The sequence below is a fragment of the Kosakonia sp. S57 genome (assembly GCF_016516575.1).
GTDB lineage: Bacteria > Pseudomonadota > Gammaproteobacteria > Enterobacterales > Enterobacteriaceae > Kosakonia > Kosakonia cowanii.
The window spans coordinates 92,523-111,517 of record NZ_JACVUL010000012.1; the positions used below are offsets into that span (position 1 = coordinate 92,523).

At 58.4% G+C, this 18,995-nt stretch carries 20 protein-coding genes; 5 read left to right on the forward strand and 15 right to left on the reverse strand.

What is annotated here, in order from left to right; all coding sequences use genetic code 11:
• Positions 1 to 53 precede the first annotated feature (53 nt).
• From IAE48_RS13500 to IAE48_RS13515, 4 genes are all read left to right on the forward strand, one after another.
• On the forward strand, positions 54 to 1,598 hold the full coding sequence (locus tag IAE48_RS13500) for a PTS transporter subunit EIIC (RefSeq protein WP_200134700.1): 1,545 nt from the start codon (positions 54 to 56) through the stop codon (positions 1,596 to 1,598).
• A 12-nt stretch (positions 1,599 to 1,610) separates the two neighbouring features.
• Positions 1,611 to 2,972 (forward strand): 6-phospho-alpha-glucosidase, encoded by a 1,362-nt coding sequence (locus tag IAE48_RS13505; RefSeq protein ID WP_200134701.1) that lies wholly within the window; start codon positions 1,611 to 1,613, stop codon positions 2,970 to 2,972.
• A gap of 95 nt (positions 2,973 to 3,067) precedes the next feature.
• Positions 3,068 to 3,910: a 3-mercaptopyruvate sulfurtransferase gene (gene sseA, locus IAE48_RS13510; RefSeq protein ID WP_200134702.1), complete on the forward strand. Its 843-nt coding sequence runs from the start codon at positions 3,068 to 3,070 to the stop codon at positions 3,908 to 3,910.
• A complete protein-coding gene (locus tag IAE48_RS13515) occupies positions 3,911 to 4,690 on the forward strand; it encodes a MurR/RpiR family transcriptional regulator (protein ID WP_023481216.1) in 780 nt (259 codons plus the stop codon).
• 303 nt (positions 4,691 to 4,993) lie between these two features.
• On the opposite strand, the gene IAE48_RS13520 is transcribed toward IAE48_RS13515, so the two are convergent.
• The 12 genes from IAE48_RS13520 to trmJ form a co-directional block, all read right to left on the reverse strand.
• Positions 4,994 to 6,991 (reverse strand): M48 family metallopeptidase, encoded by a 1,998-nt coding sequence (locus tag IAE48_RS13520; RefSeq protein WP_200134703.1) that lies wholly within the window; start codon positions 6,989 to 6,991, stop codon positions 4,994 to 4,996.
• Positions 6,992 to 7,098: 107 nt separating this feature from the next.
• The gene (sseB, locus tag IAE48_RS13525) at positions 7,099 to 7,875 is read right to left on the reverse strand and encodes an enhanced serine sensitivity protein SseB (protein ID WP_200134704.1); all 777 of its coding nucleotides are present in this window, start codon (positions 7,873 to 7,875) and stop codon (positions 7,099 to 7,101) included.
• Between the two features lie 283 nt (positions 7,876 to 8,158).
• Positions 8,159 to 9,445, reverse strand: a complete 1,287-nt coding sequence (gene pepB, locus IAE48_RS13530; protein WP_200134705.1) for an aminopeptidase PepB — start codon at positions 9,443 to 9,445, stop codon at positions 8,159 to 8,161.
• Between the two features lie 99 nt (positions 9,446 to 9,544).
• Positions 9,545 to 9,745 carry a Fe-S cluster assembly protein IscX gene (gene iscX / locus IAE48_RS13535; RefSeq protein WP_023481246.1) on the reverse strand — a complete coding sequence of 67 codons (201 nt, stop codon included), beginning with the start codon at positions 9,743 to 9,745 and terminating at the stop codon, positions 9,545 to 9,547.
• 1 nt (position 9,746) lies between these two features.
• Positions 9,747 to 10,082 (reverse strand): ISC system 2Fe-2S type ferredoxin, encoded by a 336-nt coding sequence (fdx, locus tag IAE48_RS13540; RefSeq protein WP_023481163.1) that lies wholly within the window; start codon positions 10,080 to 10,082, stop codon positions 9,747 to 9,749.
• Position 10,083: 1 nt separating this feature from the next.
• Positions 10,084 to 11,934, reverse strand: coding sequence for a Fe-S protein assembly chaperone HscA (gene hscA / locus IAE48_RS13545; RefSeq protein ID WP_200134706.1), 1,851 nt, complete (start codon positions 11,932 to 11,934; stop codon positions 10,084 to 10,086).
• A 17-nt stretch (positions 11,935 to 11,951) separates the two neighbouring features.
• A complete protein-coding gene (hscB, locus tag IAE48_RS13550) occupies positions 11,952 to 12,467 on the reverse strand; it encodes a co-chaperone HscB (protein WP_124967581.1) in 516 nt (171 codons plus the stop codon).
• A 72-nt stretch (positions 12,468 to 12,539) separates the two neighbouring features.
• On the reverse strand, positions 12,540 to 12,863 hold the full coding sequence (gene iscA, locus IAE48_RS13555; RefSeq protein WP_023481184.1) for an iron-sulfur cluster assembly protein IscA: 324 nt from the start codon (positions 12,861 to 12,863) through the stop codon (positions 12,540 to 12,542).
• Positions 12,864 to 12,880: 17 nt separating this feature from the next.
• The gene (gene iscU / locus IAE48_RS13560; RefSeq protein WP_023481244.1) at positions 12,881 to 13,267 is read right to left on the reverse strand and encodes a Fe-S cluster assembly scaffold IscU; all 387 of its coding nucleotides are present in this window, start codon (positions 13,265 to 13,267) and stop codon (positions 12,881 to 12,883) included.
• Positions 13,268 to 13,297: 30 nt separating this feature from the next.
• Positions 13,298 to 14,512 (reverse strand): cysteine desulfurase, encoded by a 1,215-nt coding sequence (iscS, locus tag IAE48_RS13565; RefSeq protein WP_023481252.1) that lies wholly within the window; start codon positions 14,510 to 14,512, stop codon positions 13,298 to 13,300.
• Positions 14,513 to 14,631: 119 nt separating this feature from the next.
• Positions 14,632 to 15,123 (reverse strand): Fe-S cluster assembly transcriptional regulator IscR, encoded by a 492-nt coding sequence (iscR, locus tag IAE48_RS13570; RefSeq protein ID WP_023481145.1) that lies wholly within the window; start codon positions 15,121 to 15,123, stop codon positions 14,632 to 14,634.
• A 176-nt stretch (positions 15,124 to 15,299) separates the two neighbouring features.
• Positions 15,300 to 16,031 carry a tRNA (cytosine(32)/uridine(32)-2'-O)-methyltransferase TrmJ gene (trmJ, locus tag IAE48_RS13575; protein WP_128482348.1) on the reverse strand — a complete coding sequence of 244 codons (732 nt, stop codon included), beginning with the start codon at positions 16,029 to 16,031 and terminating at the stop codon, positions 15,300 to 15,302.
• 117 nt (positions 16,032 to 16,148) lie between these two features.
• Between trmJ and suhB the strand changes: the two genes are divergently transcribed.
• A complete protein-coding gene (gene suhB / locus IAE48_RS13580) occupies positions 16,149 to 16,952 on the forward strand; it encodes an inositol-1-monophosphatase (RefSeq protein ID WP_023481152.1) in 804 nt (267 codons plus the stop codon).
• 54 nt (positions 16,953 to 17,006) lie between these two features.
• On the opposite strand, the gene IAE48_RS13585 is transcribed toward suhB, so the two are convergent.
• From IAE48_RS13585 to IAE48_RS13595, 3 genes are all read right to left on the reverse strand, one after another.
• Entirely contained in the window at positions 17,007 to 17,177 is a 171-nt protein-coding gene (locus tag IAE48_RS13585) for a hypothetical protein (protein ID WP_200134707.1), read from the reverse strand.
• A 141-nt stretch (positions 17,178 to 17,318) separates the two neighbouring features.
• The gene (locus IAE48_RS13590; protein WP_200134708.1) at positions 17,319 to 18,299 is read right to left on the reverse strand and encodes a nickel/cobalt transporter; all 981 of its coding nucleotides are present in this window, start codon (positions 18,297 to 18,299) and stop codon (positions 17,319 to 17,321) included.
• The gene (locus IAE48_RS13595; protein WP_200134709.1) at positions 18,290 to 18,928 is read right to left on the reverse strand and encodes a DUF1007 family protein; all 639 of its coding nucleotides are present in this window, start codon (positions 18,926 to 18,928) and stop codon (positions 18,290 to 18,292) included. The genes IAE48_RS13590 and IAE48_RS13595 overlap by 10 nt, the downstream gene beginning before the upstream one ends.
• Positions 18,929 to 18,995 lie beyond the last annotated feature (67 nt).

Genomic DNA, 18,995 nt, shown 5'->3' on the forward strand with positions numbered 1-18,995 from the left:
AACGTTATGCGGTCTGTGTCCCTTACTACGCGGTGCTAATAAGCGAGAACACTATGTCCAGAGCCGTGAATGCCCTACAAAATTTTGGTAAGTCCCTTTTTGGCCCGGTGCTCATTTTGCCGATCGTTGGCCTGTTTATTGCTTTCGGTAATATCTTCGGCAATGGCAATCTGGCCGAATACCTCCCCTTTCTTGGCCACCCTCTTATTCAGCATACGGGTCAGTTGATCGCCAAATCCGCCGTTTCGGTGCTCGCCAACCTTGCGCTGGTGTTTGCCGTCGGGATCCCGGTCGGGCTGGCTTCGCGTGATAAAGGCTATGCCGCGCTGATTGGCCTGGTGACCTTTATCGTTTTCATTAATGCCATGAATGTCACGCTGCAATTGCAGGGCGCGCTGGCACCGGCCGATCAGATGAAAGCCGCAGGCCAGGGGATGGTGCTGGGCGTGCAGGTGCTGGAGATGGGCGTTTTCGCCGGGATCCTCACCGGCGCGCTGTCGGGTTATCTCTACGACCGCTACTCCCGCGTGCAGTTTTCCGGTGCGATGGCGATCTACTCCGGGCACTGCTTTGTCGCGATTATTATGTTGCCGGTCTCAATGGTGCTTGGCGTAGTAATGAGCGAGCTGTGGCCCTTCGCCCAGCACGGCATCAGCGCGCTGGCGCTGGCGATTAAAGGCGCAGGCCCGTTCGGCGTGGCGATTTACGGTTTCCTGGAGCGCATTCTGGTGCCGACCGGGCTGCATCATCTGGTCTATACGCCGTTTTTGTATACCGAACTCGGCGGCACGGCTGAGGTGTGCGGCAGCAGCTATCAGGGCGCGCGCAACATCTACTTTGCCGAAATGGCCTGCCCGGGTGTGACCAAACTGAGCAGCACCGTGGTGTGGGATGCGCGCGGCATCAGCAAGATGTTTGGCCTGCCCGCAGCGGCGCTGGCGATGTATGTGACGGCGAAACCGGAACGCAAAGCCGCAGCAAAAGCGATTTTGATCCCCGCCGCGCTCACCTCGCTGCTGGTTGGCGTCACCGAGCCGATTGAGTTCTCTTTCCTCTTTATCGCCCCGCTGCTGTTCGTGGTGCATGCGGTGCTGACCGGCATCGGCATGATGCTCTTCTCACTCTTCGGCGTTCATGCCATCGGCGCGAACGGCATTATCGACTTCATTCTCTACAACCTGCCGCTCGGCACCGAAAAGTCCAACTGGCCGATGTATCTGCTGGTCGGGCTGATTATGTTCGCCCTCTACTTCGTCACCTTCCGCTTCCTTATTTTGCGCTTCAACATGAAAACGCCGGGGCGCGAAGAGGAGAGCGAAGAGACGCGCCTCTACAGCAAGCAAGAGTACCAGGCGAAGGGGAATAACGACGCGGTGGGCGAGGCGATTATTAACGGCCTCGGCGGGCGCGAAAATATCGAGGTGGTCGACAACTGCTACACCCGCCTGCGCGTGACGGTAAAAGATGTGGCGGCTATCAATGAGCCGCAGCTGAAAGCTACCGGCGCGAAAGGCGTGATTAAACAAGGTAATAACGTTCAGGTGGTCTACGGGCTGCATGTCAAAAAAATGCGAGAAGCTGTTGAGATGTTTCTCTGAAGGAGTCCAGAAATGGTTAAACCCCCGTTTATCTTATCCATTGCCGGTGGTGGCAGCACGTATACGCCGGGCATCGTCAAAAGCCTGATGGTGCGGCTGGAGGATTTCCCGCTGGCGGAAATTCGCCTCTATGACATTGATGCCGAGCGGCAGAACACCATTGCGCCGGTAGTCGAGAAGGTGATTCGCGACCACAGCGAGAGCATCAAATTTACCGTCACCAATGATGCCGAAACCGCCTTTCGCGGCGCGCACTTTGTCTTCGCCCAGATGCGCGTCGGCCAGTACAAGATGCGCGAGCAGGATGAGAAGATCCCGCTGCGCCACGGTGTGGTCGGCCAGGAGACCTGCGGGCCAGGCGGGCTGGCTTACGGCCTGCGCACCATTTTGCCGATGATCGAGCTGATCGACCTGGTCGAGCGCTACGCGGATAAAAAAGCCTGGATCGTTAACTACTCCAACCCGGCAGCGATTGTCGCTGAAGGGGTGCGCCGTCTGCGCCCGAACGCGCGGGTGCTCAATATTTGCGATATGCCGGTGGCGGCGATGCGCAATATGGGCGCGATCCTCGGCGTCGATCGCCACCAGCTTGAGGTCGACTATTTTGGCCTTAACCACTTCGGCTGGTTTACCCAGGTGCGCGTCGATGGCGAAGATCGCCTCCCCGCCCTGCGCGAGCACGTCGCGCGCTTTGGCCTGCTGACGGAAGATGCCGCCCAGACCGATCCGCAGCACGCCGATCCGTCATGGGTGAAAACCTGGCGCAACATCAAGCCGATTATGGATCACTTCCCGGAGTATCTGCCGAACCCCTATTTGCAGTACTACCTGATGCCGAACGAGATTGTCGATCATCAGGATCCTAACTACACCCGCGCCAATGAGGTGATGGACGGACGTGAGAAAAAACTCTTTGCCGCGGCGGCTGAGTATAAGCAGACCGGCATTCTGCCTGATGTGTTCCACGTCGGCGTTCACGGCGCGTTTATTGTCGATGTCGCCTGCTCGCTGGCCTTCAACCTGCGCCAGCGTCACCTGGTGATTGTTGAAAACAAGGGCGCGATTGCCAACCTGCCTTACGACGCGATGGTGGAAGTGCCTGCTTACATCACCAGTAACGGGCCGGAGCCGGTGCGCATGGGCGCGGTGCCACTGTTCCACCAGACGCTGCTGATGCAGCAGCTGGCCTCGGAGCAGTTGCTGGTGGAAGCGACGATGGAGGGGAGTTACGAGAAGGCATTGCAGGCCTTTACCCTTAACCGCACCGTGCCGACCATGCAGCATGCGAAGGCGATCCTCGATGAGATGATTACCGCCAACCAGGATTACTGGCCGGCGCTGCAAAAAGCCTGGGAAAACGGCAAAGCGGTGTAATTTTCCGAGGTGGCTCGCGGCGCGAGAGATGGTAGCTTGTCGGGTAGTGAAAAAACGTTAACAATTCAGATAACTGTTGATGACCCGGAGGCACCATGTCCACCTCTTTTTTTGTCGCGGCCGACTGGCTGATAGAGCACAGCGATGATCCTGAAATCCAATTGATTGACGCCAGAATGGCGCCGGTTGGCCAGGAGCATCGCGATATGAAAGCGGAGTACCGCGCCGGACACCTGCCCGGTGCGGTCTTTTTTGATATTGAAGCCCTCTCCGATCACACCTCTCCCCTGCCCCATATGCTCTCTCGCCCGGAGACCTTTGCCGTCGCCATGCGCGAGTCAGGCGTCTGCCAGGATAAACACCTGGTGGTGTATGACGAAGGCAACCTCTTCTCCGCGCCGCGCGCCTGGTGGATGCTGCGCAAGGTTGGCGTTGAGAAGGTCTCTATTCTGGCCGGTGGGCTGGCGGGCTGGCAGCGTGATGCCCTGCCGTTACAGCAGGGCGATGTTGCGCTGCCGGAGTCTGATTTCACCGCCAATTTCGATCCCTCCGGGGTGAAAAAAGTGACCGATGTGCTGCTGGCGAGCCACGAAGGCACCGCGCAGCTGGTCGATGCCCGCCCGGCGCCGCGTTTCAGTGGCGAAGTGGACGAGCCGCGCCCTGGACTTAAGCGCGGCCATATTCCCGGCGCGCTGAATGTGCCGTGGGTCGATCTGGTGGCGGATGGTGAGCTGAAAACCACCGATGAGTTGCTGCGCATTTTCCAGCAACAGGGTGTTGATCTGCATAAGCCGATTATCGCCAGCTGCGGCTCCGGCGTGACCGCCGCAGTGGTGCTGCTGGCGCTGGAGACGCTCGGTGTCAATACGGCAACGCTCTATGACGGCTCGTGGAGTGAATGGGGCGCGCGCGACGACCTGCCTGTCGAAAGCGTGTAGATGGATAACCGACTTGCGCCTCTGCTGACGCGCGGGGAGTCACTCTCCCGCGCTGAATACCGCGTGCTGGCTCATCTTACGGAGCACCCGCTGCTGGTGGGCAACATTACCGTGCGCGCGCTGGCGCAGGCGACCTATGTCTCGACAGCGACGATTATTCGTCTCTGTCAGAAGCTGGGGTTTAGCGGTTTTAGCGAGTTTATCTGGCACTGCAAGCAACTGCTGGCGGATACGCCGCACCTGGCGGAGCAGCACCATGACGGCGTCGGCGAGCTGCCCGCTCTGTTCCAGCAGTTTATGGTCAATTATCAGCACACCTTTCAGTGGGTGACCGAGGAGAAGCGGCGGCAGTTTGCCAGCCTGCTGCGCGAGCGGGAGAGCTTTTTTCTCTACGGCGCGGGGTTCTCCTATCTGTTTGCCGAGTACCTGACCAAAAAGTTACAGGTGCTGGGCAAAACGGCGTTTATCTCCGGCCCCGGCGACAGCCGCAATATCTTTCTCAGCAACGCCGCGCGTTATCAGGTGTTTATTGCCGTTTCGCGCAGCGGAGAGACCGAGCAGGTGCTGGATAAAGCGCGGATTGCGCGCACGGTGGGGATGACGGTGGTGGCCTTTACCCGCGCGTCGGCCAATTCGCTGGCGGCGCTGGCGGATGTGCATTTCGCCCTTTACGACGAGGCGGTGCATTTCGCCGCCGAAGCGGCGGGGATCACCTCGTTTGAGTCCAACCTGGTGCTGCTGATGGATCTGCTGTTGCTGGAAGCAACGCAGGCCGGGTGACGGTGCGGTGAAATGCCTGATGGCGCTGCGCTTATCAGGCCTACAAAGGCAGCCCATGCGATCCCTGGGCTGGATAAGGCGTTTATGCCGCCATCCGGCATTCACACGGTACCGAAAACGTAGGCCGGATAAGGCGTTTACGCCGCCATCCGGCATTAACACGGCACCGAAACCGTAGGCCGGATAAGGCGTTTACGCCGCCATCCGGCATTCACACGGCACCGAAACCGTAGGCCGGATAAGGCATTTATGCCGCCATCCGGCATTCACACGGCGCCGAAACCGTGAATCGCCATCGGCAGATCACGCCGAATGTTTCGACAACTCCCGGCGCGCCCACGCGCTTTCCACATACTCATTGAGCGCGACGTAAAACTCCTCGATGGACAACTTCTCGCGCTGCTCGCCTTTCAACAGACCGCCGGGCAGGCTCAGCACCACTTTGCGGTTTTTCGGCTCGAAGATGAAGTTGCGCACCAGCCGGCTGACAAGCAGCTTCGGCGGCTGATAGCCTTCGCGCCAGAAGAGATCGATAAACACCCAATCATTGATGCTGCGAATGCCAATATTCTCGATCGCGTCGAGCATAAACGGCGCGCTGAGCTGATAGCTCTCAATCCCCTGCGCCGTCAACGTAAAGAGCGGCTGGCGCACGCGGGTGTACATCGTCCAGCTTGCCAGCGCAAAGAGCAGTGAACCAGCCACAAGGCCGAAGGTAATCATATCCATCGGACTGTTGGCCGAAGAGTTCCACTGAATGCTCAGCGTAAACACCATCACCGCGGCCGCCGCACAGAGCACCGTCAGCCCAACGAAGATCCACAGATTTTTCTTGCGCAGTGAGACCACCAGCGTATCGGTGGCGCGGGAAGCGAGATCCTTTAGCTCAGAGTGATAAGCCTCGTAATGGGCGTCAACTTCGCTGGCCATGCCGCTGGTCAGCGCCTTAGAGAGCGCAGAGGCATCGCGAAACAGGCTCTGCATCCAGAAATAATCCGCTTCCCCGACCGGGCGCGACGCTTGCGCCATCAGCGCATCATCCAGCGGAACGTTAAGCTGTTCAATACGCGCACGGGTGGGCGGATGGCTGTCGGTCGGGTGCGCCAGCGCCTCTTCCAGTGATGCGGAGAGATCGAACCGTTCGCCGCTGCGCAGTTCAGTAAAGAGGCTATGCACCAGATCGTCAGTCTCCAGTTTGCGCTGGAAGAACTGCTCCATCGGCCCCTGAAAACGCTCATTGAGGGCGGAGAAACGCAGCAGCGACGCGGCAAGCGCCATCGATGAGCTGGTGCGCGCCCCGGCGGCATCCGCTGCGAGTTCACGCACGCGGCTCCAGCCACTCACCGTTTCGTGGAACTGGCGGAAAAACCACATGCCAAGATGGATGGTCGGGTTGAGCGCCAGACGCTCCAGCCAGCCGCTGCCGCCAACATCACGATAAAAGTAGTTGAGGCTGTTCTCCATCCCGGCGTAAAGCCCGGCAAAGTGCAGCGTATAGAGGGTGTCATTACCGGAGAAGTGCCCCAGTTCATGACCGATGACCGCTGCCACCTCCTCTTTATTCATAAACGCCGCATAGCTGAGCGGGAAGTAGAGGGTGTTGCCGGTAAGCCGTTCGCCCTTCTCGATCTGCACCGGGCTTGCGGTAACGTAGAAGCCTTCGAACAGGCCCACCACAATATTATCCGGCACGATCGCCTGCCCGCGCTGTGCAAGCTCCCTGACCCAGCGCCACAGTTCAGGCGCATCGTTTTCGCGCACGGCGGTGCCATGCACCTCCATATCCTGCGGCTCAAACAGGGTGAAACATTTTTTCAGCAGGAAAAGGCTCTTCAACACCATAATCAGCAGGGAGCCAATCACCAGCAGAATGAACAGCACCAGCTTGATGTTTAACGCGCTCGCGGGCCCCAGGGTGTAGAGCCAGCAGATTTCATACAGGAAGACCGCGATCAGCGCAAAACCGATGCAGGACATCACGGTGACCATGATAAAAGGCAGCAGTTTACGACAGAGGTTAAAGGCGACAATCAGATGGTCGGCTGAGAGGCGCGCCCTGCGCACGCTATAGAAACAGAGCGCCACCGCGCTGGTGCTGGCAAGCAGCGCCATCAGTGACAGAAAGATGCCGGCTTTCGACAGAAAGTGGCGCAGCAGATCGGCCGCTGCGCTGTGCCCGACGGTGCCATACCGCGTGACCTGGTAGACATAGCCATCATCGATACGAATGTTTTGCCAGCAGGCATAAACCAGCAATAAGAGGGGCACGCCGAAGCAGTAGAGCAGAGTTTTTCTGTCCATAACCTTAACCGTAAAGAAACGTAAAAGCGCACCCTACCACAGGGATGGGCTGAATACATTCCCCACGAATTTAGGGGTAAGCGGTACGGGGCGTACCGCCTGAGACGTTAGATAATGCGGTTGGTTTTGAAATCGCGCAGGAAGCTGCCCCAGCGGCGCTCGTAGAACGGGGTGATGTGCGCCAGCATAAAGTGGCTGATGCCCTTCTCGCCTTCGGCGACCTGGCAGATATCAACTGGCTCATCGCCCGGCAGCGTATCGGTCGCCACGCTGCCCGCGGCATGGATGATCTCTTCAATATCGCCTTCGGCTTCGATGCCAATTAACAGGTTCGCCTGCGCATCGGCCTGCTCTTTGATGGAGCAGATAAAGGCGCGTTTAACGGTTTTAATGCTTTTGAACAGCGTGGTCAGGGAGTCAACCATCTGCGCGGGCGGCTCGGCAACTTCCGAGAGCAGCAGCGCGGTACCGCCTTCAAGCACCTCTTGCTGGCTGAGCGGGCTGCCCTCTTCGCCAACCAGATGGCTGATTTCTCGCGGGGTGAACTCTTTCCCGGTTGGCAGCTTAGCGTTAAGGAACAGAGTTTCTCCGAGCGTCATTTCAAACAGCGTGCGCGCGGGCATCACCACAAAGGCCTGCTCGTCGTCGATTGCCTGTTGCAGGGCGGCAAGGGAGGTGAAAAAGGGGATCACCGAGGTGCCGTCATCTTTTTCCCAGTGCTGGATATCGAGCGCGCGCTCTTCCACCACCGCTTCGCCTTCTGCGGCATTGCCTGGCACCCAAACGGTAGAGTCGAGCAGCGTGCGGAAAAAAGCCGGACGGTAAGCGGGTTCGGTCGCCGCCTGCTCAAGCAGGGTTTCTAATTCGTTTTTCGTTTCGGACATAGGATCTCTGGTTCGTTTTCGTGCGTCATCGCGCCCGGGTTTTGCGCATTGCCGGATGGCGGCGTTGCCTTATCCGGCCTACGTTTTCGGGCGCAACCCGTGGCTACGGGGCGCTTTATTGCCGGATGGCGGCGAAACGCCTTATCCGGCCTACGTTTCGGGCGCAACCCGTGGCTACGGAGCCGCTTTATTGCCGGATGGTGGCGTTGCCTTATCCGGCCTACATTTTGCAGCGTGTTGCTTTTGTAGGCCTGATAAGCGTAAGCGCCATCAGGCACGCCGCTTACTCGGCGGTCAACAGATTGGCAACGGTGCGCACACCCAACCCTGTCGCACCGGCGGCCCACTGCTCAACCGCCGATTTACGGTAGGTCGCCGAGCAGTCGATATGCAGCCAGCCCTGCTGATAGTTTTCAACAAAGTGCGAGAGGAAACCGGCGGCGGTGCTCGCCCCTGCCGGGAAGGCCACGCTGGCGGTGTTATTCAGCTCGGCAAAGTTGGACGGAAGCTGGTGACGGTGGAACTCTGCCAGCGGCAGACGCCAGAACGGCTCGTTTTCCGCCGCTGCGCTGTTAAGCAGGCGGCCCGCCAGCCCGTCATCAAAGCTGAACAGCGCATGGTAATCATTGCCCAGCGCGGTTTTCGCCGCACCGGTCAGCGTCGCGGCATCGATAATCAGCTGCGGTTTTTGCGCAGAGGCGTCAATCAGGCCATCTGCCAGCACCAGACGCCCTTCCGCGTCGGTGTTCATCACCTCAACTTTTTTGCCATTGCGGTAGTGAATAATATCGCCCAGCTTAAACGCATTGCCGCTGACCATATTGTCAGCGCAGCAGAGCCAGAGCTTAACGCGCTTGTTCAGACCACGGTTGATGGCAAATGCCAGCGCACCGGTAACCAGCGCCGCGCCGCCCATATCGGATTTCATCGAATCCATAAATGCGCTCTGCTTCAGGCTGTAACCGCCGGTATCAAAGGTGATGCCTTTGCCCACCAGCGCGGCGTAGACCGGCGCATCCGGGTTACCGGTCGGGTTGTAATCGAGCGCCAGCAGCACTGGCGGGCGCTCGGAGCCGCGCCCTACGGTATGCAGCCCCATATAATTCTGCTCGCGCAGATCTTCGCCTTTGGTGATGCGGTAAGAGACATTGTCGCCGCCAACGCTGAAGAGCAGATCGACCGCACGCTGCGCCAGCTGCTCCGGCCCTACCTCTTCCGCCGAGGCATTGATGGTGTCGCGCACCCAGTCGATCACCTTCAGGCGGCTATCCAGCTCTTTCTGCTGAGCTTCATCAAGCTGCGCCCACTCGACTTTACGCGTCCCTTTTGGCCCTTTATAGCCAGACCAGAACGCCCAGCTGCGATCCGCATCCCACCCTTCGCCGCTCAGGGCGACATTTTTGATGCCGAGGCCGTCGATTTTGCGCGCCGCACGCTGAATAAGGCCGAGATCGTCGTTGCCGGTTAAGTGCAGTGCGATGCCGTCGTTGTTGATGCTGTAGGCTGCTTTTTCACCCCAGCGCGCGTCAGCGGGCTGCGTGGTGAGGGTGACTTTCATAGCTTCTGTCATTCTTTTTATCCTTTTCACAATCGCCGGAGGGCAAATGCCTGCTCCGGCCAACGGTTGTGTCCATAAAAACGGGCCACCCGAAGGCAGCCCGTTTGATGATTATGCTGCTTCGTCTAACCAGACTAGCAGAATCGCTTCAAGAATTTTTTCATTCGATGCAGCCGGATCGTCATCAAACTCTTCCAGCTCGCAGATCCACTGATGCATATCGGTGAAACGTACGGTGGTCGGGTCAACGTCCGGGCGGCTGTCATACAGCGCTTCGCCGATTTCACGGCTGTCGGTCCACTTCAGCCCCATCTTAGTGCTCCCGCGCGTGGTTGATGGTGTAACGCGGGATCTCGACCACCAGATCTTCATCGGTGATGCGCGCCTGGCAGCCTAAACGGCTCTCCGGCTCCAGACCCCAGGCTTTATCCAGCATGTCATCTTCGTCTTCGCTGCTTTCAGGCAGCGAGTCAAACCCTTCACGCACCACGCAGTGGCAGGTGGTGCAGGCGCAGGATTTCTCACAGGCGTGTTCAATCTCAATGCCGCCGCGCAGGGCGACATCCAGAATTGTTTCACCGCTCTTTGCTTCCAGAACTGCGCCATCCGGACAGAGGTCCTGATGAGGCAGAAAAACAATTTTAGGCATATTAAACCTCGTCGACGGAATGGCCTTTTAATGCGCTGCGTACGGACTGATCCATACGACGCGCGGCGAATTCCTGGGTTTGTTTATCTACATTTTTAATGGCGTGTTCGATGGCGTCGGTATCATCGGTTTCGGCAACCGCGCGCAACTGCGCGACCGCCTCGTCGATCTCCGCCCGCTCTGCGGCGCTTAGCAGCGCGGCATCCGCGGCGATCGCGCTGGTGACACTCTCCAGCACGCGCGCGGCTTCCACTTTCTGCTCCGCCAGCATGCGCGCTTTCACGTCCTGCTCGGCGAAACTCATGGAGTCTTTAATCATGTCGGCGATTTCGCCGTCGGTCAGCCCGTACGAGGGTTTCACCTGGATGGAGGCTTCCACGCCGGTCGATTTTTCCATCGCCGTGACGCTCAGCAGACCATCGGCATCCACCTGGAAGGTGACGCGAATATGCGCCCCGCCCGCCGGCATTGCCGGAATGCCGCGCAGGGAGAAACGCGCCAGCGAACGGCAGTCGCTCACCAGTTCACGCTCGCCCTGCATCACGTGGATCGACATCGCGGTTTGCCCATCTTTGAAGGTGGTGAACTCCTGCGCGCGCGCCACCGGAATGGTGGTGTTACGCGGGATCACCTTCTCAACCAGGCCGCCCATCGTCTCCAGCCCTAACGACAGCGGGATGACATCCAGCAGCAGCATTTCGCTGTCCGGCTTGTTGCCGACCAGAATATCAGCCTGGATAGCCGCGCCAATGGCGACCACTTTATCCGGGTCGATGGAGGTCAGCGGCGTGCGGCCAAAAAACTCGCCCACATGTTCGCGCACCAGCGGCACGCGGGTCGAACCGCCGACCATCACCACTTCCAGCACCTCGTCAGCGTCGACGCCCGCATCTTTCAGGGCGCGGCGGCAGGAAAGCAGCGTGCGTTTTACTAGCGGCGTAATCAGCGCGTCGAACTGTTCACGAGTGATTTCACCCTGCCAGCCCGCCACATTGACCGCCACGCGGTCGGCATCGCTCAGGGCGATTTTGGCGGCAATCGCCGCGTCCAGCAGTTCGCGCTGCTGGCGGGCGTCGCTGCGTTCGGAGATGCCCGCCTGCTGGCAGATAAAGTCCGCCAGCAGGTGGTCGAAATCGTCGCCGCCGAGAGCGGAATCGCCGCCGGTGGCCAGCACTTCAAACACGCCGCGGCTCAGGCGAAGGATCGAGATATCAAAGGTGCCGCCGCCGAGATCGTAGACGGCAATGACGCCCTCTTTACCGGAGTCGAGACCGTAGGCGATCGCCGCCGCCGTTGGTTCGTTCAGCAGGCGCAGCACGTGCAGACCCGCCAGACGCGCGGCGTCTTTGGTGCCCTGGCGCTGAGCGTCATCGAAATAGGCGGGCACGGTGATCACTACGCCATCCAGCTCGCCCGCCAGCGATTCTTGTGCACGAGCAGCAAGGGCTTTGAGGATATCGGCGGAGACGCGGATCGGGTTAACCAGACCAGCGCGGGTGACAATCATCGGCAGCCCGTTTTCGCTCGCCTGGAACTGCCATGGCAGGTGCGGATAGCGCGCCTGGATATCCGCAAGGCTGCGGCCCATCAGACGTTTTACCGAGCTGATGGTGTTGACCGAATCGAGCGCGGCGTTGTTGCGCGCATCAAAGCCAACCACGTGGCTTTCGGCCTGATAGTGGACGACAGAGGGGAGCAGATGGCGCCCGGCGCTGTCGGCCAGCGTTTCCGCCTGGCCGCTACGTACCGTCGCCACCAGCGAGTTGGTGGTCCCGAGGTCGATGCCTGCCGCCAGCCGACGCTGGTGCGGTGCGGCGCTCAGACCCGGTTCACTGATTTGTAATAAGGCCATGATGTGCTTCCAGAAATTTAAAAACCGAGCAGTTTTTCTTCGAGTTGTTCTGTTGAGCTGCGCAGTTTATCGAGAAAACGTAGTTTACGCACGGTATCCGCCGCCGTCTCCCACGCTTGTGCATCAAGTTGTTCAACCATCTGCTGGTGACGGGCGTCATACATGCCTTTGATGCGCGCCTGAAAAGCTTCCAGACGGGCGGCGTCTTCAGCCTGGGCAATCTCATCCAGCTCTTCGCGCAGCTCCAGCTGTTCCATCAGGAAAGCGGTGTCGCGCACGGTGTGCTGCTCAGAGGCCAGATCGAAGCCGTGCAGCGAGAGCAGATACTCTGCGCGCAGCAGCGGATGGCGCAACGTTTGCCATGCCTGGTTGATGGTCGCGGATTGCTGTACGGCGGCCAGTTGCTCAGACTGCGGCTGGCTGGCGAAGCGATCGGGGTGGAACTGCCGTTGCAGATCCTGGAAACGCGTGGCCAGCGCCTGGGTGTCGAGTGGGTACTGGGCCGGCAACCCAAAGAGGGTGAAGTAATCCATAACAATTCCGGGTATGCAATCGTAACAAACCCCACGCGCAGGCGACTGCGGTGGGGTCATCGTCAGAGGCGATTAGACGTGGAAGCTTTCGCCGCAACCGCACTCATCTTTCACGTTCGGGTTGGTGAACTTAAACCCTTCGTTGAGGCCTTCTTTTACGAAGTCCAGCTGAGTGCCGTCGAGGAACTGCAGGCTTTTGCCGTCAACCACTACCTTCACGCCTTTGTCTTCGAACACCGTATCTTCATCGTTCGGTGCGTCGACAAATTCCAGCACGTAAGCCATACCAGAACAACCGGAGGTTCTCACCCCCAGGCGCAGGCCAAACCCTTTACCACGGTTGGCCAGGAAGGCATTTACTCGCGCGGCGGCACTGTCGCTGAGGCTAATGGACATGACAACAACCTCCTGCCTTATTTCGCGTCTTGTTTACTTTTGTAATCCGCAATCGCGGCTTTAATCGCATCTTCTGCCAGGATAGAGCAGTGGATTTTAACCGGCGGCAGTTCCAGCTCTTCGGCGATATCGGTGTTCTTGATCGCCTGCGCTTCGTCCAGAGACTTGCCCTTCACCCACTCGGTGACCAGCGAGCTGGACGCGATGGCAGAGCCACAGCCGTAGGTTTTGAAACGCGCGTCTTCGATAATGCCTTTATCGTTAACTTTGATCTGCAGTTTCATCACGTCGCCACACGCCGGTGCGCCAACCATGCCGCTACCGATGCTGTTGTCGCCGTTGTCGAACGAGCCAACGTTGCGCGGGTTTTCGTAGTGATCGATTACTTTTTCGCTATAAGCCATTTTTTATTCTCCTGTTTGCGCAACCTAAAATTAATGATGAGCCCATTCGATGGATTCGAGATCCACGCCCTGCTTGAACATCTCCCACAGCGGAGAGAGATCGCGCAGACGGCCGATGGATTTGCGGACCAGCTCGATGGTGTAGTCAATCTCTTCTTCAGTGGTGAAACGCCCTAAAGAGAAACGGATGGAGCTGTGCGCCAGTTCATCATTCATGCCCAACGCGCGCAGCACGTAGGACGGTTCCAGGCTTGCAGAGGTACAGGCTGAACCAGAAGAGACAGCCAGATCTTTCAGCGCCATGATCAGCGACTCGCCTTCAACGTAGTTAAAGCTGACGTTGAGGATGTTCGGTGCGCCGTGCTCAAGATCGCCGTTCAGATAGACTTCTTCGATATCGTTGATGCCGTTCCACAGACGGTTGCGCAGCACGCGCAGACGCGCCATTTCGCTCTCCATCTCTTCTTTCGCGATACGGTAAGCTTCGCCCATGCCAACGATCTGGTGAACAGGCAGGGTACCGGAACGCATGCCGCGCTCGTGACCGCCGCCGTGCATCTGCGCTTCGATACGGATACGCGGTTTACGCTGTACGTAGAGTGCGCCGATACCTTTCGGGCCGTAGATTTTATGGCCGGAGAAGGACATCAGATCGACTTTCAGCTGGCTCAGATCGATCGGCAGTTTGCCGACGCTCTGGGTGGCGTCAACGTGGTAGATAATGCCGCGTGCACGGCACATTTCGCCGATAGCCGCGATATCCTGCACCACGCCGATTTCGTTATTCACGTGCATGATAGAGACGATGATGGTGTCGTCACGCATCGCCGCTTCGAGTTCTTTCAGATCGATAATGCCGTTGCGCTGCGGGGCGAGGTAAGTCACTTCAAACCCTTCGCGCTCAAGCTGGCGACAGGTGTCCAGCACGGCTTTGTGTTCGGTTTTGCTGGTGATGATGTGCTTGCCTTTTTTCTGGTAGAAATTGGCAGCGCCTTTAATCGCCAGGTTGTCGGATTCGGTTGCACCGGAGGTGAAGACGATTTCGCGCGGGTCAGCGCCGACCAGTTCAGCAATCTGGTTGCGGGCGATATCTACCGCCTCTTCAGCCTGCCAGCCAAAACGGTGCGAACGGGAAGCAGGGTTACCAAAGGTCCCGTCCAGGGTGAGAAACTGCATCATTTTCTCGGCAACACGCGGATCCACCGGCGTGGTTGCGGAGTAGTCGAGATAGATCGGTAATTTCATTGCTCTTTAAACTCCGTACATCGCTCTAATGCAAGGAATCAGGCAACCGGCTGGATGTACGACCGTGTTAACAGGGCATCAGACGATGCCCTGGCCCGATTCTGAATTCAGTTTAATTATTATGCGCGCAGCTTAACGTCGATCGCGTCCTGGCCACGGGTGTTACGATGGGATTCGTTGCTGTGCTGACGGTCAGAGACGTCGAGGATCTCCTGATTATTCACCAGCTCACCGAGGGTGATGTTGTTCAGGAAACCGGTCAGGCGATCGCTCAGATCGCGCCACAGCGCGTGGGTCAGGCACTTATCGCCGCCCTGGCAGCCACCTTTACCCTGGCAACGGGTCGCATCGACAGATTCGTCAACGGCGCTAATCACTTCGCCGACGGCGATGCTGTTCGCATCTTTGCCCAGCAGATAACCACCGCCGGGACCACGTACGCTGGAAACCAGGCCGTTTTTACGCAGGCGCGAAAAGAGCTGCTCCAGGTAGGAGAGGGAAATTCCCTGACGCTCGGAAATATCAGCCAACGGCACCGGGCCCGATTCGGAGTTGAGCGCAACGTCCAGCATTGCGGTCACGGCATAACGCCCTTTAGATGTCAGTCTCATGTCTTACAAGCCTCAAACTCGCCCCTGCCCGGGGTTTATTATTAAAATGTTAACGTTGCATAGCAGACGCAAGTCTGACATTCCTGACTAAAATGGTCAACTATTTAGTTGACTGTTTTAGTCAAGTATTCGCCGCTTCGCTTAACCACCCGCCAGGACAGGGTTTGTTGCCTGAATTACCCTTTTTGCTTCTGCTCAATCGAGGCCAGAATGCCGCGCAGAATGTTCAATTCCTGGCTCTCCGGACGGGCGCGAGTGAAGAGGCGGCGCAGTTTATTCATCACCTGGCCGGGGTGGCTTTCACGGATAAAACCGGTGGAGAGCAGCGTCTGCTCCAGGTGACCGTAGAAGCGCTCGAGATCGTCGACCAGCGGGTAAGGCGTCTCTTCCTGCTCAGCGGTCGGCGCATCGCTCTCCTGCTTTGCCAGCCACGCCATACGCACTTCATAGGCGATCACCTGCACCGCCATCGCCAGGTTCAGCGAGCTGTACTCCGGGTTGGCGGCAATCGCCACGTGATAGTGGCACTTCTGCAACTCTTCATTGGTAAGCCCAACGCGCTCGCGGCCAAACACCAGCGCTACCGGTGCGTGTTCCGCTTCGGCAATACTTTTCAGGCCGCATTCGCGCGGATCGAGCATTGGCCACGGCAGCGTGCGTGAGCGCGCGCTGGTGCCAACCACCAGGCTACAACCGGCTAAGGCTTCATCTAAGGTGTCGACGATCTGCGCATTGCCAATCACATCGCTGGCACCGGCGGCCAGCGCAATGGCTTGCGAATCGGGTTTGACCAGCGGGTTAACCAGCCAGAGATTGGTTAAGCCCATGGTTTTCATGGCACGGGCAACGGAGCCCATGTTGCCGGTATGGGAGGTTTCAACTAAGACAATACGGATATTTTGCAGCATAGGTTTTCTACGGCTAAAGAATATTGCCGGATACTATCATAAAGCTGAGACATAATTCGAATTGGCTGGTATGATACGCGCCGTTTTCCGTTCTTTAACATCCAGTGAGAGATATCGATGCATCCGATGCTGAATATCGCCGTGCGTGCTGCGCGCAAGGCGGGTAATTTAATTGCCAAAAACTACGAAACACCTGACACCGTAGAGACCAGCCAGAAAGGCAGCAATGATTTCGTGACCAACGTTGATAAAGCTGCTGAAGCGGTAATTATCGACACCATCCGCAAATCTTACCCGCAACACACCATCATCACCGAAGAGAGTGGCGAGCACGAAGGCACCGACCCGGATGTACAATGGGTTATCGATCCTCTGGATGGCACTACTAACTTCATCAAACGCCTGCCGCACTTCGCGGTATCAATCGCCGTTCGTATTAAAGGTCGCACCGAAGTGGCGGTCGTTTACGATCCGATGCGTAACGAACTCTTCACTGCCACTCGTGGCCAGGGCGCACAGCTCAACGGTTACCGCCTGCGCGGCAGCACCGCTCGCGATCTGGATGGCACCATTCTGGCGACCGGCTTCCCGTTCAAGGCGAAGCAGCACGCAACCACCTATATCAACATCATTGGCAAACTCTTTACCGAATGCGCGGACTTCCGCCGCACCGGTTCTGCCGCGCTGGATCTGGCCTATGTTGCCGCCGGTCGCGTTGATGGTTTCTTTGAGATTGGCCTGAAGCCGTGGGATTTCGCCGCAGGTGAACTGCTGGTTCGCGAAGCGGGCGGTCTGGTATGCGATTTCACCGGCGGTCATAACTATATGATGACCGGTAACCTCGTCGCCGGTAACCCGCGCGTGGTTAAAGCGATGCTGGCAAATATGCGTGAAGAGCTGAGCGACGCGCTGAAGCGTTAATCCTCTCGCTGGCCGGGTTTTGTGAATTGCCTGATGGCGCTGCGCTTATCAGGCCTACAAAAGCAGGCCCATCAGGCCGGATAAGGCGTTTACGCCGCCATCCGGCAACAAAAGCCGCACCCGCAGTACGTAGGCCGGATAAGGCGTTTCGCCGCCATACGGCAACAAAAGCCGCACCCGCAGTTCGTAGGCCGGATAAGGCGTTTTCGCCGCATCCGGCAACAAAAGCAGTACCCCGCAGTTCGTAGGCCGGATAAGGCGTTTCGCCGCCATCCGGCAACAAAAGCAGAACCCGCAGTTCGTAGGCCGGATAAGGCGTTTCGCCGCCATCCGGCAACTAATGCCGCACTTCGTATCCGTCCTCGATTAAAAGGGGCGTAATCCGCCGCCCGGCGGGAGCGCGCTCATCCACATCACCACTGCCGCACTCACCAGCACCACGCCACCCGCTAAGGCTAATGTCGTCCAGCCAATCTGCCGCCACAGCACCGGCGCGCGCTTACCGCTTATTTTCACCGCCAACTGGCGAAAGCCGTGCACCAGCAACGCCAGCCCGCTGATGGTCAGCGAGGTTCCGGCAGCCATCGCCAGCGCAGAGGCCACGCCCCAGGCGAAGACGCCAATCACTTTACTGAACAGCAGCACCATAATGGCGCCGGAACAGGGCCGCATCCCCATCGATAAAACAATCACCAGCCGTGCGCGCCAGTCGCCGCCGTTCTGCAACTGCGACTGCGTTGGCAGGTGCTGATGACCGCATCCGCAATTATCGTGATGAACATGATGCGGCGTGAACGCGCGAAACCTGGGCGCTTGTAGCAGCTGACGCAGGCGTTTCAGCGCGCGCCAGCAGAGCAGCAGCCCCAGCACGCCGACCAGCAGATAACTCCCCTTCTCCAGCCAGTAACCGCTAAGGTGCAACTGCCGGGCGGGCAACGCCAGCAGGCTCAGCACCACAACTACCAGTAAAATCGCCACCAGCCCCTGTAGCAGAGAGGATGCCAGCGTCAGGCCAATAGCGGGTTTTAATTTTGAGGGATGGGTCGCAAGCCAGGTGGTGATCACCACTTTGCCATGCCCTGGCCCCAGCGCATGCAGCACGCCATAGACAAAGCTAAACAGCAGTAGCGTGCCGCCCGCTTTGGTCGGGTTTTCGGCCACCGCTTTCAGCAGCGTGCTCATCTGTATATTCACTTCGCGCTGCCAGAGCGCGCTTCTCATCACCACCTGCGGCCACGCCTGCCAGAGCCAGAGTGCGCCGAGCACGGCCATCACCATAAACAGCAGCAGCGGCCACCACTGCAATACGCGCCGTTTGCGCGCCATCTGTTGGCTGATTACTGACATAGCAGCGTCACCCTTTGAGCAAACTGTTTACCCAGTTCCATATCCTCCTCCGGGGCGTCGGTCTTATCCAGCGACTGCGCATAGCTCAGCACCTCTTCGCCGGGTTTCGGTGTATGTAGCGTCGTTTTACAGCTCGATTGCAGCGCCGCGGGCAGCGTGACGTCGCTCTCCTTGTCGTAGCGCATATCCACATAATAAGTGGGATCGAAGGTCGAGAAGGTGTATTTCTGCCCCTTCAGCGGCTGCGGCTCCGCCAGCGGCAGCACAAAGGTGAGCACCGCCTGGTGCGCCTCACGCGCGAGGCCATACTCGCTCGGGCGGTTGAGGAACTTCACCTTCTGCCCGTTATGCCACACTTCGGTGAAGTAGTGCTGGCCGAGCACGTTTGCCATCACCTCCGCCGCCAGCTTTTTCCAGATCTCCTCGCCGGGCTTTGCGTTACCAGCGTCATAGAGCAGGTCTGCGGAGGTGATCTCATCCATCGTCCAGCGCATTTTCAGGCCGGTAAACTGACCGTTTGCGCTAACCAGTTGCGTCTTCATCACGATAAAGCTGTGCGGGTGCGCCATAAGAGAAAACGATAAAAGCGCGAGAAAAAGCCCCAATACCCACTGTTTAACTAATTGCATCTCTTCCTCACGTGAAAAATTCTGTGATGCTCCCCGGCATTCCTGGTCGAAAATGCGGCGGCTGCGC